We start from the raw sequence: 15,779 nt of genomic DNA, 5'->3' as shown, positions 1-15,779 counted from the left end.
TTGGGTGGCGATTTCTCCAGCGAGACGGTCAAGCCCGACCGCAAGAATGTTCTTAGCGGCATTGATATCTCTATCATGCCGTGTGCCACACCCAGCACAAGTCCATTCTCTTATTCCAAGACCTGCTCTACCTTTCGGACTGTTGCTATCTATCTGCTTGCAACACGAGCAAGTTTGGGTAGTGTAACTCTCATTCACAACTTCAAGACGGCAACCTGCGTTCTCGCATTTGTAGGTCAGTTGTCGTTTGAGTTCGAACCAACCAGCGTCATAAGTTGATTTTGCCAGTTTGGTTTTTTTGCTCGTGAATGAGCGTGATTTAACGTCACCAACCACAATCAAAGCATTTTGCTGAATAAGATTGGTGGTGAATTTATGGATTAAGTCTTGCCTTGTATTTTTAATCTTGGCATGAATAGCCTTGACACGCTTTTTGTTCTTGGCTTTTTGAGCTGTGGCTAACTTCTTAGCCCATTTTTGCGTTTGTTTAATTTGTAACTTATCACCGCTTGAGATGGTGGCACTATCTTTAAGTCCTAAGTCAATACCTACGCTGCCATTACCGCATTGCTGTTTTGGAAACTCTTTGACGGTAACACAAGCATACCAACAGTTACGGCTGTCTTGCACGATTTGTAGAGTGTTAATTTGATACAGGCTAAGGTTGTAGCTGTCCCATAGGTCTATGATGAGTTTTTGTCCTTTGGCTAGGGATAGCTGTAGGGTGGATTTTAATCCTTTTTTGCCTGTTTGGCGGGTAGCAATGTGTTTGACGGCAGACTTTTTAAAAGGTATCCAACCTAGACTTTTACGCTTAGCATCAGGTCGGTTGGTTCGCCAGTTTAGTTTGGATTTTTCAAATTGTTTGCGGCTTTTGGCATGAGTCTCATTGATGGCTTGTAGCGTTTGAGAATGTAACCCCAGTAATACGCCGCTACCCTTGGTGTAAACAGCTAAATCATAGGCACTAAAAAATTTGCCTGTTCGTTTTAGGTACTTGTAACCCAAGTCATTAACGTAGTTCCACACGAAATTAACCGAACCGCTTAGGCGGTTTAGTTGGTCTGTGTGTTTATCTCGTATGCGTAACTTGAGGGTTTTCATGGGGTTAGTTTATACTGCTATTATCCTTTGTTCAATATTGGTCTATCAAGTTATATCTATGCGTAAGGGTGCTTATGAAGTTGCCTTATATCCACCGCCTAAAGTCGGTGGTTTTACGGCAATGGGGTATAAAAAGCCTATCAGCAATGATGAACATTACTGATAGACATTGACACCATCCGTGGGTGGTAAGACCAATAACAGGTAGACGGGCTTACGCCAGCTCGTCCAGACGAATACGCACCACTTTATCCGTGATGGTGTCTAGGGCTTCAATTTTGGCAATGGCAGAGTTCATCTGACTTTCGACCACTGGCAAGGTTAAAATAATGACAGGTACTTGTCCTGCTTTGTGCGCAGGCTTTTGTAAGATGGCATCAATGTTAATGCCTGCTTCACTCAAGATGCGCGTAATATCAGCAAGGACGCCTGGGTTGTCGTGCGCATGAACACGTAAGTAATAGCCAGTAGTCATTTGCGCCGCAGACAGAATAGGGGTATCTGATAGCTCTTCTGGGACAAAGGCCAAGTGCGGAACATGATGGCCTTTTTCATTGGTACATAGTACACGTACCAAATCCATAACGTCTGCCATGACTGCAGAGGCAGTTGCGCCTGCACCCGCGCCATCGCCGTAATATAGGGTCTGACCCAGTGGGTGTGAATCGACCAACACGGCATTTTTGACGCCATTGACATTGGCCAGTAGCTTGTCTTCTGGAATCAGTGTTGGGTGGACGCGCAGTTCGATACCGTTAGCAGTGTCGTTATCATCGCCGCTATCGCTTTGGTGACGGACGGCAAAGCCAACGTGTTTGATACGGTAGCCCAGCTCTTCGGCGTAGTTGACATCTTGTAAGGTAATATCTCTAATGCCTTCGCAGTAAACTTTGTCAAACTGCAATGGAATACCAAAGGCGATTGATGCCAGTAGCGCCAATTTGTGCGCCGCATCAATCCCTTCAACATCAAAAGTCGGATCAGCTTCAGCATAGCCCAAGGCTTGTGCTTCTGCCAAAACATCCGCAAATGGGCGACCCTTATCACGCATTTCGGTCATGATAAAGTTGCCCGTACCATTGATAATACCAGCAAGCCAGTTAACTTTGTTGGCTGCTAGCGCTTCACGCATCACTTTAATGATCGGGATACCGCCTGCGACAGCTGCTTCATAAGCCACGTGGACTTTATGCTGTTCTGCTAAAGCAAAAATTTCGTTACCATGCTCGGCAAGCAGGGCTTTGTTGGCTGTCACAACGTGTTTGCCATGAGTAATGGCCGCAGTAATCACGTCTTTAGCAAAGGTAGTGCCGCCGATGACTTCAATCACAATATCTACATCATCGCTGGTTGCGATGGCCATCAAATCGTCACTTTGGGTAATCATTGGGTCAATATCATCACGCTGGCGGCGCGTGCCAACCATACTGATCATAATATCGCAGCCACTACGGCGCTTTAGTTCATCTAAATTGTCATTGATTAGGTTGACCACACCAGTACCGACAGTACCTAGGCCCAATATCGCTAGCTTGATGGATTTACTCACAGTATCCTCAAAAAATTATAGGGGTGAATGAAAGAGTCGAACACTACCGACTCATCGTATCATACAAAAACCGCCAGTGCGGTATTACTCGTATCAATTTGCCATGGCTGCATTGGCCAGCTCAGCGGCGGGTAGATAGCCACCAATTTGTGCGCCTGCTTCGGTAAATATTGCAGGTGTTCCGCGTACACCAAGGCTTCTGCCCAATGCCAGCTGTTGCTCCACGGGCGAATCACAGCTTGGACCCGCAATCTCAGCGCCGCCTTTGGCTTGATTCATTGCCGCCATTCTATCTTCACTACACCAGATGGCGTTCATTTTTGGAATGCTCTGGTCGCTACGTGGCCACGCTAGATAACGCACTTCAATACCGCGTGCATTGATGTCTGCCATTTCAGAGTGCAGCTGACGGCAGTAGCCACAATCGGCATCGGTGAATACATAAATAGCGGCTTTGGTTTCACCTGTTGCTGGGTAGATAATCATGTCTTTTTTATTGACAGCTTCTAGTGCCGTCTTAGCATCGTTGGCAATAAACTCAGAACTGATATCGACAGGGTCGCCATTGCCAATCTCAACGATTTGACCTTGGATAATGTGCTTGCCTGACTTGTCTGTAAAAAACCCTGGCAGCCCTTCAGCTTTTACCCAATAGATACCTTCCATTGAGGTAGGGACTGCGGAGGTAATGGTCTCGTTGAGGCCTGAGGCGGACAGATTAGCGTTTAATGCTTTGACCACATCAGCATCACTGTCTTTATTGGTGGTGCTGGTCGAGCTTGCTGTTTGGCTGGTGGTCTTATTGGTTGGTGCAGTGTCACCATTAGAGCAACCCACCACACCGCCAAGCATCGCTATGCTCAAGGCACTTGACAATACATAGCGCGTCACTAGCGGGCGGCGGGTCGCAAAAAATGAAGAAAACATCATAAAAAATCCTGTGGGTCATCACCGCTGCTGGGCGTGTATGGGTACATTTTACCTTGCTAAATCAATAAAATAAGAACAGGTAAAAAGGACAGAGCAGCAGCTGTGACAGCCAGTCATAAATCGAGCTTAAATAGTAGCATACGTCTGCCAGCAAACATCATACTGTAGATACAATGACAAACCGAAGCGACAACGATTGGTAACGAATATTATCCAATAAGCGCGCGACGAGATACATTTATACTATGTCATATCTTTATGGGGATAGGTAGGCTATAACCATAACCTTAAGTAACTGCAATCATTAAAGAAAATTATCAATAACTAAGGCAAGTTACGCGTATAAATCATCCACACATGCTGACATCAGTTATAGCATAATAATGTAGGCTGCGGGGATGCATTTTTTGAATTATCTTTGTCCATTAGACGCTTAGGAGACCCTATGGCAGGTGCCAGCTTATTAACCTTACTCGACGACATCAGTGTGATACTTGATGATGTTTCTGTTATGACCAAAGTTGCCGCAAAAAAGACAGCGGGGGTGCTGGGTGACGACTTGGCATTAAACGCCGAGCAAGTAACAGGCGTACGTGCTGAGCGAGAATTGCCCGTGGTGTGGGCAGTCGCCAAAGGTTCTTTTTTAAATAAATTGATACTCGTACCTGCCGCACTGTTAATCAGCACCGTCTATCCGCCACTGGTGACGTTCTTGCTGATGTGTGGCGGCGTATTTTTATCTTATGAAGGCGCTGAAAAAGTCATTCATAAGTTCTGGCCGCATATCTTGCCGCATGATGAAGCGCAAGAGGCGCACCGACAAGCCAATGCCGATGACAATGTCGATATGGTCGCGTTTGAGAAACAGAAAATTAAAGGCGCGATTCGTACCGATTTTATTCTCTCGGCTGAGATTATTGTGATTGCGCTGAGTGCGGCAGCGGGCGCAGCATTGCTAGAGAAAACATTGGTGCTATCGATTATTGCGATTGCCATTACGGTTGGTGTCTATGGCCTTGTCGCAGGTATTGTCAAAATGGACGACGCAGGATTGTATTTACGCCAGCAGGCCAGCGGTTTTAAGCAAAAAGTCGGCGACTTCTTATTGAGTGCGGCACCAAAACTTATGAAGTTTCTATCCATTGCTGGTACGCTGGCGATGTTTTTAGTCGGTGGTGGTATCTTGGTGCATGGTATTGAGTTTTTGCATCATGAGGTTGAAGACTTGGCGCATTTGACAGGTATTTTTGAGAGCGTGACAGTCATGCTGTTAAACGCGGTGGTCGGTTTGATCGTTGGTTTGGTCGTTTTAGCGATTGTGACGATGATTGGCAAATGGCGTGGCGGTAATGACCAGAAAGCAGCGCATTAATATCGCTTTTATCATTCTAGTGATTAAGATGACATAGTCATGAGTGATTTAAAAACAAAACGCCCCGAAACATGACTTCGGGGCGTTTTTTTATGGTTTAACTGATTACCTAACTGATAAATAAGGGCTTTATAAGCGCTTATTCTTTATCGCCTTTATTCGCCGTTTTTTCTGCTTGCGTGGGCTTTTTGTGCTCCGTTTTTGGCTTACGGCTGCGTGCTTTGGGCACTTTTGGCGTGGTTAGGTTAAACATGCCTGTCTGCGGCAATAGCTGCTCCGCCACATTTTCAATCATATTTTTATAACTGGCAATGGTGGTTTTGGCTTTATTAGCGCTGTCGTCTTTGGCGTCGTCTTCAGCCGCTTGTACTGGCTCAGCTTCCAATAACGCTTCACTGTCTTGACTGACGTGCTCCGCTTGCGCTTCTGCGGTGAGGGCATTGGCTTCATGCGTCTCTAGCGGCGCTTGCACTGCTGGTTGCTCAGCAGTATCACCAGCTTGCGTGGCTGGCTCACTATCGTCGGTGGCGTCGCTGCTCACAGGCTCAGCATCTGATAGATAATCAGGGTGCTGGCCGCGTGGATCGTTACTGGCGCGTTTGCCAATGGCGCGAGTCTCTACCGCTGTTTTGCCAGCGCTTGTGGCAAACTGACTCACAGCACTGGTCATCGCTGTAAACTGCGTCAGATAATCGGCCGCTAAAGGCTGATAGCCATAGTTGCTAAAGTCAAAGTGCTGCGTGAGCGTCTGACTGCCTTGCGCTTGGTGCATCATGACGGCATCGATAAAGCTGCGAATCACACCATCGCTATTCAGGCGTGTTTGCGCATCAGGCAAGGTGGCGCTGATAAACTCGCCCACACTGCCTGCGATGCTCGGCGCGCTTTGCTCCGCCGCTTTAGCAGGGGCTTGCTGCTGACGTACCACACGCGGGTCATTTTTGGCTTGACCAAATTTGTGCGCGGTGACGTAACGCGTGCCAAACAGCATCTCGTGGCTAAAGCTCAGCGACTTGTCTGCTGATGCGGGCGCGGTATCGTCCTGCGGTTTTTCTACAGGCTGCGCTTGAGCGGCATCAGCAGGTTGGCCAGTTGCTGGCTGCTGCGGTTGCTTTGCTTCAGGCGTCTCTTTAGGTTCAGCCGAAGCAGGCTTTTTGGCACTATCAGCAGGTTTGTCTGCTTTGTTTGCCTCTGTGTCCGCTTTTGGCGCTGCTTTAGCCTCACTGCTTACTTTATCAGACTGGCTGTCCGCTGCCTTTGGCGCTTCGCTTTTGGTTTGACTCGCCGATTGCTCACTGGCCTTATCTGAGTGCGCGGCTTTATCTTTCGCCGAGTGGCGACGTTTGTCGCTGTCTTTGCTGTCGTCTAGTGACAGATGCACGACTTCTTTTTCTTTGAGCTGCGTTGGCGCTTCGGTCACTTGTAGTGCCACGTCATCAGGGTTTTGATGACGACGCTTTTGCGGCGCTTTAGTCGTGGTATCGTCGCTGTCTTTAGCGGCATCTTGCACAGGTGTGCTGAGTGCTTCGCCGCGCTCTAGCTTACCGCGTGAGCTGCGCTGGCTATTGGGCTTACGCTTGGCGCGCGTTTGCTCGTCCTGCTCGCTATTGTCTTTGGCGTCGTTTTTGTCGCTGCGGTTGTCGCGTCGCTCATTACCAGACGATTTGTCTTGCTGCTCATTGCCTTTGTTGTCGCTATCGCTTTTTTGCTCTTGTGCGTCATCACGCGAGTCGCTGCGACGTGGACGCGCTTTTCCTGAGCGTGATTTGCGCGATTTACGCTTGCGGCGCTCTTCACCCTTGTGCTCTTTTTGCTCTTGGCTGTCGCTATCGTCATCTGAGCTGGTGTTGTTAGCGTTGTTGGCAGGCTTACGGCTTTCATTTTTTTGGTTAGGCTGTTCGCTGCGAGCAAGGGCACTGTTATCCACTTGACCGAATGCGCCTAAGCTCTCTGCGCCCGTATTGACGAGGGTTTCAATCGCTTCGGCAGCATCATTGCTGCTGACTGGATTGCTGACGCGAGCTTCAGGCGCTTTGGCAAATAGGTTTGATAGCCATGCCACGGCTTGCGGTTGCGGCGCTGCTGGCTGCGCTTGGGTGACTGGCGCGCTTGGCTTTTCTGCTTTGGCAGGCGCTACCTTTTGCTGGCTGCGCTGCTGTTCGTTCTTATTATTGCTATTATTACTATTTTGCTGCTCTTTGCTCGCAGACTTTCTTGGTTGGCGCTGGGGTTGATGCTCAGGGCGCTCTTTGTCCGCCGTTTGCCAATCGACATCGTAGCCAAGGTCGCTGTGCTCTTGCTGCTGAGTGTCGGTGATGCGCTCATAGCTTGAGGGCGCAAAGCCGTCACGGTTAAAGTGCAATTTAAAGTTTGGCGACTCAAGATGCGCGTGCGGCAAGATAGTGATGCGTGTACCGCTGTCTTGCTCAAGATACACGAGGCTGTCGCGTTTTTCGTTCAATAAGAACGCGGCGATGTCGGTCGGTACTTCAGCTTGTACTTCACCTTGACGCTCTTTTAGGGCGATTTGTTCAATCTGGCGCATGATAGACAAGGACAATGAGCGTAGGTCACGAATCATGCCATTACCATGACAGCGCGGGCAGATATAGCCTGTTGATTCTTCAAGCGAGGGGCGCAGACGCTGACGGCTCATTTCCATCAAGCCAAATTTAGAAATCTCGCCGAACTGTACGCGAGCGCGGTCGTACTTGGTGGCTTCGACCAAGCGCTTTTCGACTTCCTTTTGGTGCTTATTGTCATTCATGTCAATGAAGTCGATGACAATCAAGCCGCCCATATCACGCAGGCGCAGCTGACGGGCAATCTCGTCCGCCGCTTCTAGGTTGGTGTGATAAGCAGTTTCGGCGACGTCTGAGCCTTTGGTCGATTTTGCTGAGTTGATATCGATAGATACCAGTGCTTCGGTCTGGTCGATGACGATAGAGCCGCCAGACGGCAGACGCACTTCGCGCTGATAGGCGGTTTCGATTTGTTTTTCGATGTTAAAGCGCGCGAACATCGGCTCATAGTCGGTGTATTTACGCAGCTTGTCCGCTTGTTTTGGCATCACCGCATCAATAAAGTTCGCCGCTTCGACGTAGGCGTTTTCGTTATCAATCCAAATCTCGGTGATGTCATCGCGCAGGTAGTCACGCACGGCACGCGTAACCACGCCTGCTTCTTGATGCACAAGGCGCGGCGAGGGGTATTTTTTGTTTTGCTCTTGGATGGCTTGCCAAATATTGAGCAAGTGGTTCAAATCGTGCTGCAAGTCTTCTTGGGTTTTACCAATGCCTGCAGTACGGATGATGACGCTCATGCCTTTTGGCAAATCAAGGTTGCCAAGCATACGCTTCATGTCTTCGCGCAGCTTACCTGAGATTTGACGTGAGATACCACCACCACGCGGGTTATTTGGCATGAGTACCAAATAGCGACCAGCCAAGGATACATAGGTGGATAGTGCTGCGCCTTTGTTACCGCGCTCTTCTTTTTCGACCTGAACAATCAGCTCATCGCCTTCTTTGATGAGTTTTTTGATGTTTTCATCGCGGGGATTGCCGCTTAGGTATTCAGCAGAGATTTCACGAATCGGCAAAAAACCTTGGCGCTGTGAGCCATATTCGACAAACACCGCTTCAAGCGATGGCTCGACGCGGGTCACATGACCTTTATAGATGTTGGATTTTTTTTGTTCGCGGGTGCGGTTTTCTAGGTCAAAATCGTACAGATGGTTGCCTTTACACAAGGCGACGCGAATCTCTTCGTTTTGAGTGGCGTTGATTAAAATACGTTTCATGGTGATGTCCTGTGTGGGCACACAAGCATGACGTAGGCAGCACAGGGCAGGCAAGGTATGAGGGCATTACAGCTATTAAAAACACAGAGGATAGACGCTATCCAAATCGGTCGTACTGGGCACGCCTATGGTTACTGGATATATCACCGTATCTGTTGAGCATTTAGGGCATATTGTGCAGGGTGTAAGGCTGCGAAATATACGTTTGCTTTATCAGTCATATAGTGCGCACCCCTATCAAAGATATCATAGCGGGTGTCGCTGCTGCACATGGCCAAATGCTTGTACGTCTATAAAACTTTATATGAAGTAAAACGTCTGGCAATGGCGGCAAATACTGGTAAACATTGGGTGATATAGGCGTATTATCTTGTGTTTATTGTCTCAATAATCTCTTAACATTAAAGTGACTGACGCGGCTATATAGCGGGGCGTACTTGGCAAATCGATAGTCAGAGTCGCTTGTCATGCGGTACTCTGTAGTGTCTTATCTCATCGATTTGTCCGCCAATAACCTGCGGTCGAGTGCCACTTAAAAAGTAGTCATCCTAGCCCCGTGGCGCTCAATCATTGACATGATCAATGGGTCATGGTGCGCTGGGTAAATAAAAAATGTGTAAAATGTGTCTTATATGATGATTTTGCAGCGTATCATAAATTGCAAAAGCGCATCTGTCTTGTGGTATCGCTACCGTATGTTGTCGGGTGCTTGTGGTCGATAATGATCCAAGCATCCAAGTATTACTTTGTTTGTGATCGGCTTAACCTCTTGATAACTCAGGATAATCCAGTCGTTATCGCACGTATTAGCGGTCACACTTTATTTGGCAATTATATCTTGTGATGCCAAAACAACACTACGACCATACATCTCCATGATTATTGTCATGGAACTGCTTAATTGGCGCGCAACATGCTAAACTATAGCAAATCTTTATACAAATACCTAACTAAAAATGACACAGCCGACCGATACCCCGCAGATTTACAACAGCAGAACCCGCCCACAAAGCGCTGATGAGGAGATTAGCAACTTTGACCGTGTCAACTATCTAGAAGTGACGCGCCATCAGCACGAGCAGCGCGTAGATAACTTTTTATTAAACCGTTTAAAGGGTTTGCCTAAGTCGCATATCTATAAAATGGTGCGCGCCGATGAAGTGCGCGTGAATAACAAACGCGTCAAGCCGCACGACCGTCTGCATCGCGGCGATGTGGTGCGCATCGCGCCTGTCAAATTGGCAACGCGTGACAAGCCCATCATCAGTGCAGAATTTGCCCAAAGTTTGATGAACCGCGTGGTGTACGAAGACGATGGTTTACTCGTGTTAAACAAACCTTCAGGCATTGCGGTACATGGCGGCAGCGGCGTTGATGTCGGGGTGATTGAGGCGATGCGCGAAGTGACGGGTAAAAAATACCTTGAGCTGGTACACCGAATTGATAAGGACACATCAGGGCTGCTGATGATTTCCAAAAAGCGCTCAACGCTCAAAACCTTGCAGCAGCACTTGGTGGATAAGACCATTCAAAAGCATTATCTGTGCGTGGTCAATGGACAGCCTGCGCTCAACGAGCAGCGCATCAACGCGCCGCTATTGCGCTATACGCTTGCGAACGGTGAACGCCGCGTCAAGGTCGACAAGCAAGACGAGCAAGCCAAAGCTAGCGAGACGGACATTATCGTCCACAGCCGTTTTGACTTGGTGACAGAGAGTGGCAACAGTCAGCCTGTTAGCCTGATTGAAGCCTTGCCACTCACAGGGCGCACGCATCAGATTCGTGTGCATTTGGCGCATATTGGACATCCGCTTTTGGGCGATGACAAATACAATGTCAAAGACCAATCAGGCGTCCACCGTCTGTGCTTGCACGCATGGCGCTTGGACATTCCTGAATATCCTGAAATCCGCGCACCACTGCCTGAAGACATTGCTGAACTTTTGCCTCAAGAGGCATTAGACAGCTTGGCTTAACCCCAATCTATGCCATGCTAACGCATCTAAAGAAGCAACCACTCTAAAGTATCAGTCAAATCAACACCGTGGGTAGCGTATCGCTCTGTCCGCGGTGTCATTTATCGAAGCAATCAAACAGGTCTGTTTATGTCTGACGCAAACAACGCCACACGTATGGAAAATAACGTCGTAACCCATCCACATACCCTTGCCAACAAATCGCTGATTATTTTTGATTGGGACGGCACGCTGATGGATTCGATTGGGCTGATTGTGGAATCCATGCACATCGCAGGTGAGGCGCATGGCTTTACCACGAATGATGAGGCGGTAAAAGGCATCATTGGCCTGAGCCTAATGAACGGTATTGATATTCTCTATCCTAGCGCAAGCCCAGCGCAAAAAGACGCCATTTGTGACAGCTACGCAGACTACTATATTGCCAATAGCCATAAGACGCCGTTTTTTGAAGGCATTGATGCGATGCTACAAACCTTGCGCGCTCAAAACAAAACCCTCGCGGTGGCAACAGGCAAAAAACGTCGCGGCTTACAGCGCGTATTAGACGCGACAGACGCACACCATTATTTTGCCATTACCCGCTGTGCGGACGAATCAGGCTCCAAGCCCGACCCGCAGATGCTTCGTGATATTTTGGCGCACACAGGAGCCTCGGTCGCTGATGCGGTATTTATCGGTGACAGTGTGTATGACATTCAAATGGCGAATCGCTTGGGTATGAGCAGCATCGCGGTCAATTATGGCACCGCGAGCGCAGCGGACTTGGCGAGCGAGCAGCCGACCTATCAGCTGGACACCCCGCAAGCCTTGATTGACGCCTTAACGGCGGCTTGATGATTTAAGCGCTAGTGACGACTGATTTAAAGACTTAGCCATCGTTTGAGGTATCACTGGTTTTTGCGACGTCATCGTGCATCAGCGCGTCGGCGATGGTGTTCGCGGCATCAGCACTTTGTGCCTTGTCGTACTCATACCAACGGCCCATAACGCCCGCCAGCTCGTCAATGCCTTCTTTTTTCAGCGCTGAGAACAGCTGAATGCTACAGCGTAAGCCCAATTTTTTGAGCTGTTTGCGGGTGTTCAGTAGGGCATTTTTGGCCGCGCCGTATTTGAGCTTGTCCGCTTTGGTGAGCAAGATATGGACAGGCAGCTCGCCATCTTGTGCCCAATGCAGCATCTGCTCATCAAAGAATTTAAGCGGATGGCGAATATCTGTCAGCAGCACCAGTCCTGCCAAGCTTTTACGCGATACCAAGTACTCTTCAAGCTCCACCTGCCATTCTTTTTTCATCTCAAGGGGGACAGCGGCGTAGCCATAGCCTGGCAAATCGACAAGGCGCGTCTGGGGCGTCTCGATGCTAAAAAAGTTAATCATCTGCGTGCGCCCAGGCGTCTTGGACGAGCGCGCAAGCTGACGCTGATTGGTCAACGCATTGATGGCAGAGGACTTGCCTGCGTTTGAGCGCCCTGCAAAGGCGACTTCTAGTCCCTCATCAGCAGGACACAGACGAAACGTCGGCGCTGAGAGCATAAATTCCGTTTGTTGGATACGCTTGCGGGCTTGGGTGTTAAAGGCCGCCTGTTCGTTAGGCGTATCGGTAGATGGGGTAGACATAACTGACTCATCAACATTGAAAAAATAAAAAATGCACGCATTGAGTACGTACGATACCCGTTAGCATACCATTAAAGCACCACATTCATGATGAAAAATCACAACCGTAATGAGGTTACGCATACCCAACTCAAAGGTTGTATCTGTGTTATGGGCTTTTTGCTACCATCAATGATATGGCGTATGACTTTTTCTACTAAGGTTTTAAAAAAGGTTATCGTTGTCGCAGACTCGCCAAAGGAGGAGTTGTATGCACACCGTTCACACCCCACTTATTCAGCGTTCTTCTATACTGGCTAATCTTGGCCGTTTGAGTGCTGCCATGGTTTTCATGCTGGGCTTAAGTCAAACCAACGCTGCTGATATTCCCAAGATTTATCAAGATTCTTGCGCCGCTTGTCATGACACAGGCGCCCTAAACGCCCCCAAAAAAGGCGACACCGCCACATGGCAAAAACTCAAAAATGACAAAGGTATGCCTGCGCTGATTAAAGCGGTTAAAGGCGGCATGATACAGATGCCCGCAGGCGGTCTGTGCGGGACGTGTAGTGACGATGACTATCGTCAGCTGATTGAGTACATGAGCAAATAGCAGCGACATACCTTATGGTCATTAATCATGGAAGCATAAATGAAATAGGTATACCTACGATAAGAAAAGCACGCAAATACAGGCGCGCCTTCTAGTTTTTGTTGTACCAAGGCGACGCTTTTTGACCCATGAATGTTTTTATACAGTAAGTGATATGACAGAAAAATAAACGGATGCTTTGATTGAGTAGGCAAATGCCACAAAGTCTTGCTATAATGTCGCAAAATAAACCCTGATGTTAGTAAGTACTTTTCAGGCGGATTGTGAACCTTAAGCCGTTATAGCTTATCTTCGGTTAGGATAAGTTGATGCCTCCTTGTTACCTCATTACCCACAATCACTCTTAATAAGGCTTACACTGAGTTAGTAGGATATGTATCAATGAAAAAGTTAATCGCTGCCGCCAGCTTATGTGTTGCAAGTTTCAGCGTACAAGCTGCTATCACTGTGCCAAAATACGATGTTAATGCAGGTAAACAAATCGCCGAATCGGTGTGCGCTGCCTGTCATGGCGTGACTGGTGAGAGTATCGTACCTGCTCAGCCAAACCTAGGTGGTCAAAACGTTAAATATTTATACAAGCAATTGGTCAACTTTAAAGCAGGCTACCGTAAAAACGGTATCATGCAGTCGCAAGTCGCCAATCTCTCACAGCAAGATCTTGCTAACGTAGCGGGCTATTACGCGAGCCAAGAACCTTGGGGTGTGGGTTACGGTAATCCAGCGACCAACCAAGAAGCCAGCAAGCTGTTCTTAGGTGGTGATAAAACGCGCGGCGTGATTGCGTGTGCAGGCTGTCATGGTCCTGATGCTGCTGGTAATACCTTTGCTGCTTTCCCACGTTTGGGTGGTCAGCATGCAGAATATATCGCAACTCAGCTAAAATTGTTCCGTGCCGCAGGTCGTGATGACGATATCTCAAGTGATGACCAAAAGCGTGTCAACGACGCCGCTAAAGAAGGCGAAAAAGGTATGATGCAGACCGTTGCCTCACGTCTGTCTGATAGAGATATTCGCATTTTGTCAGAATACGTGAGCGCGGTACACTAAGTCGCTATCACACCATGTAACGCAGCTATCTTGTGTGATGATGAGACCCCGATTTCGGGGTTTTTTCATAATTAGCGTTTGAGCGAGCGTGGTATCGTCACTATATAATAGGGCACGATACGAAGATACTGATGCTTTATTGATTATTACTGGTTTGGATGGATATTATGATGGTTCGCTATGCCGCTTATTTTGTTGCCGCGCTGTTGCCGCTGCTGCTGTTTCGTTGGTTTGCGCCAGTCAGTATTGGCGAGATTGATTTTTGGCTATTGTGGCTCGGTGCGATGGTTTTGGTCGCGCTACCGATGGTCTATGCGGAGATAGCCTTGGCGTATCGCAGTAGCGCTGCGCCTGTTGCAGGCATGCAGACCTTGACCCGTGAAGCCGATGCCAATCCGTTATGGCGCAGCTTTGGTTGGCTGGCCGCGCTTGTGGCGATTGTTATTGCTGCATTGGTCATCTCAGGCGCCTCCCTACACATGCTACAAGCGCTAGGCACAATGCAACTGGCACCTGATATTATGCCATTTGCGCTGTCGATGGGGCTGGTTGTCATTGCCGTACTGCTTAGCCTGCTTGGCGTGACCCCGCTACCGATTGGTCTTGGCTTGATGCTGATAGGGATGATTTTTGGAGCAGTACAAGGCTTGCCACAAATCAGCTTTGCCATGACGGGCGTCAGTCTTGGCGAATGGGCACGTGCGGTTGCGTTGGCATTGGTCAGTGTGGGCGCAGGTACAGGACTGTATTGGTTTACGGGTACGCCCTCCCGTGCTGAAGGTGCGCGCAGTTTGCCAGCCAGTAAGCAAGTCTTGCCTATTTGGGGCGTACAAGTGGTCGTAGGCGGTGTGGCGCTTGGTATGAGTAGCTTGAGCTTACCGCCGATTGCCCAGCTGCTTTATGGCGTAGGGGTGGTGTTTGTCGCAGGCTATTTGCTGCATTATGCTGCGCAGCAACTGGCGCACCGTTTTGGTGTTGTACTCAGTATGGTGGCGGTACTGATTATCACGTTACTATTAGTCGCGGCAGTGCCTGATGCGTGGCTAGCAGGCATCTTGGTGGTGATGAGTAGTATCGCTGCGCTGCTTTTGTCGGTCTTTGCAGGTTGGCAAATGAAAATCAGCCACTTACGCAAAGCGCTAAATTTTAGCAGTGAAGGTCTGTACAATCTGTGGCGTATTGCCATTCGTTTGCTGGTGCCTTTAGCGTTGATTGTTGCGCTGATTGGTTGGGGTATGACGTGGATCAGCTAATCACGGTGTATTTGGCGTATGCCGAAGATGCGACAACGCAGCATTATGACGTGCGACAAGTAGCCGCAGGCAGCAGTATTTATCAGGTATTGGCTGAGGCAGGTTGGCTGGATCGCTTTACGGATTTGGGTATATGGTGTGACGAGGTGCGTGATGTCGATACGCCTGACAATAAATATTGGCGGGTTGGCATCTATGCACAAAAGCAGCCGCTTGGCTATATCGTGCAGCCCTTTGATCGTATCGAGGTATATCGCCCTTTAAGCGCCGATCCCATGGCGCAGCGTAAGTCAAAAACGCCTGTAAAAAAGCCGCATGTCAGAAAGCCGCGCGTTAAAAAATCGCCAAAATAAACGGCTTACTTATCTTGCAAACACTAGGGCGTGTCCCTAGTTCAAGCGTTTATGACTAAATGGGCTAAAAATGGCTAAATCTTTGGCAAACGGTGTCAAATAGCTGGCCAATATCTTGATATTACCTGCGCTATTTTCCTTGTTTGCCTTTAATTTATCTCATTTTTATCACCATTTTTA

12 protein-coding genes are annotated in these 15,779 nt (G+C 48.5%); 7 read left to right on the top strand and 5 right to left on the bottom strand.

Annotation, left to right across the window (positions count from 1 at the left end):
- The 3 genes from JIE71_RS12220 to JIE71_RS12210 all read right to left on the bottom strand — a co-directional run.
- Positions 1-1,104: RNA-guided endonuclease InsQ/TnpB family protein (locus JIE71_RS12220; RefSeq protein ID WP_199508999.1), on the bottom strand; the 1,104-nt coding region annotated here is incomplete at its 3' end.
- Between the two features lie 214 nt (positions 1,105-1,318).
- On the bottom strand, positions 1,319-2,653 hold the full coding sequence (locus tag JIE71_RS12215; protein WP_199508998.1) for a homoserine dehydrogenase: 1,335 nt from the start codon (positions 2,651-2,653) through the stop codon (positions 1,319-1,321).
- A 93-nt stretch (positions 2,654-2,746) separates the two neighbouring features.
- On the bottom strand, positions 2,747-3,583 hold the full coding sequence (locus JIE71_RS12210; protein WP_199508997.1) for a DsbC family protein: 837 nt from the start codon (positions 3,581-3,583) through the stop codon (positions 2,747-2,749).
- A gap of 445 nt (positions 3,584-4,028) precedes the next feature.
- On the opposite strand from JIE71_RS12210, the gene JIE71_RS12205 reads away from it, so the two are divergent.
- Positions 4,029-4,955, top strand: a complete 927-nt coding sequence (locus tag JIE71_RS12205) for a DUF808 domain-containing protein (RefSeq protein WP_199508996.1) — start codon at positions 4,029-4,031, stop codon at positions 4,953-4,955.
- 139 nt (positions 4,956-5,094) lie between these two features.
- On the opposite strand, the gene JIE71_RS12200 is transcribed toward JIE71_RS12205, so the two are convergent.
- Positions 5,095-8,757, bottom strand: a complete 3,663-nt coding sequence (locus JIE71_RS12200; protein WP_199508995.1) for an Rne/Rng family ribonuclease — start codon at positions 8,755-8,757, stop codon at positions 5,095-5,097.
- Between the two features lie 956 nt (positions 8,758-9,713).
- Between JIE71_RS12200 and JIE71_RS12195 the strand changes: the two genes are divergently transcribed.
- Both JIE71_RS12195 and JIE71_RS12190 read left to right on the top strand, forming a co-directional pair.
- A complete protein-coding gene (locus tag JIE71_RS12195; protein ID WP_199508994.1) occupies positions 9,714-10,733 on the top strand; it encodes an RluA family pseudouridine synthase in 1,020 nt (339 codons plus the stop codon).
- Positions 10,734-10,862: 129 nt separating this feature from the next.
- The gene (locus JIE71_RS12190; RefSeq protein ID WP_199508993.1) at positions 10,863-11,570 is read left to right on the top strand and encodes an HAD family hydrolase; all 708 of its coding nucleotides are present in this window, start codon (positions 10,863-10,865) and stop codon (positions 11,568-11,570) included.
- A 34-nt stretch (positions 11,571-11,604) separates the two neighbouring features.
- Here JIE71_RS12190 and yihA read toward each other — a convergent pair whose 3' ends face one another.
- Positions 11,605-12,351, bottom strand: coding sequence for a ribosome biogenesis GTP-binding protein YihA/YsxC (gene yihA, locus JIE71_RS12185; RefSeq protein WP_199508992.1), 747 nt, complete (start codon positions 12,349-12,351; stop codon positions 11,605-11,607).
- Positions 12,352-12,601: 250 nt separating this feature from the next.
- On the opposite strand from yihA, the gene JIE71_RS12180 reads away from it, so the two are divergent.
- From JIE71_RS12180 to JIE71_RS12165, 4 genes are all read left to right on the top strand, one after another.
- Positions 12,602-12,943, top strand: coding sequence for a c-type cytochrome (locus JIE71_RS12180; RefSeq protein ID WP_416232036.1), 342 nt, complete (start codon positions 12,602-12,604; stop codon positions 12,941-12,943).
- A 381-nt stretch (positions 12,944-13,324) separates the two neighbouring features.
- Entirely contained in the window at positions 13,325-13,993 is a 669-nt protein-coding gene (locus tag JIE71_RS12175) for a c-type cytochrome (protein ID WP_199508991.1), read from the top strand.
- Positions 13,994-14,160: 167 nt separating this feature from the next.
- Complete coding sequence (locus JIE71_RS12170; RefSeq protein WP_199508990.1) at positions 14,161-15,246, top strand: hypothetical protein; 1,086 nt, start codon at positions 14,161-14,163, stop codon at positions 15,244-15,246.
- Positions 15,234-15,599, top strand: coding sequence for an RnfH family protein (locus tag JIE71_RS12165; RefSeq protein WP_323126941.1), 366 nt, complete (start codon positions 15,234-15,236; stop codon positions 15,597-15,599). Before JIE71_RS12170 ends, JIE71_RS12165 begins: the two co-directional genes overlap by 13 nt.
- Positions 15,600-15,779 lie beyond the last annotated feature (180 nt).

Origin of the sequence: Psychrobacter sp. bablab_jr014, assembly GCF_016464015.1 — a bacterium.
In the GTDB taxonomy this organism is placed as follows: Bacteria; Pseudomonadota; Gammaproteobacteria; order Pseudomonadales; family Moraxellaceae; genus Psychrobacter.
Note: the sequence above shows the minus strand (reverse complement) of the source record. Positions and strands in the feature narration are given on the sequence as shown.

Coding starts and splice junctions, on each gene's coding strand:
- JIE71_RS12200 (WP_199508995.1), bottom strand. CDS start 8,757: ATGAAACGTATTTTAATCAACGCCACTCAAAACGAAGAGATTCGCGTC.
- JIE71_RS12170 (WP_199508990.1), top strand. CDS start 14,161: ATGATGGTTCGCTATGCCGCTTATTTTGTTGCCGCGCTGTTGCCGCTG.
- JIE71_RS12190 (WP_199508993.1), top strand. CDS start 10,863: ATGTCTGACGCAAACAACGCCACACGTATGGAAAATAACGTCGTAACC.
- JIE71_RS12195 (WP_199508994.1), top strand. CDS start 9,714: ATGACACAGCCGACCGATACCCCGCAGATTTACAACAGCAGAACCCGC.
- JIE71_RS12180 (WP_416232036.1), top strand. CDS start 12,602: ATGCACACCGTTCACACCCCACTTATTCAGCGTTCTTCTATACTGGCT.
- JIE71_RS12210 (WP_199508997.1), bottom strand. CDS start 3,583: ATGATGTTTTCTTCATTTTTTGCGACCCGCCGCCCGCTAGTGACGCGC.
- yihA (WP_199508992.1), bottom strand. CDS start 12,351: ATGTCTACCCCATCTACCGATACGCCTAACGAACAGGCGGCCTTTAAC.
- JIE71_RS12175 (WP_199508991.1), top strand. CDS start 13,325: ATGAAAAAGTTAATCGCTGCCGCCAGCTTATGTGTTGCAAGTTTCAGC.
- JIE71_RS12205 (WP_199508996.1), top strand. CDS start 4,029: ATGGCAGGTGCCAGCTTATTAACCTTACTCGACGACATCAGTGTGATA.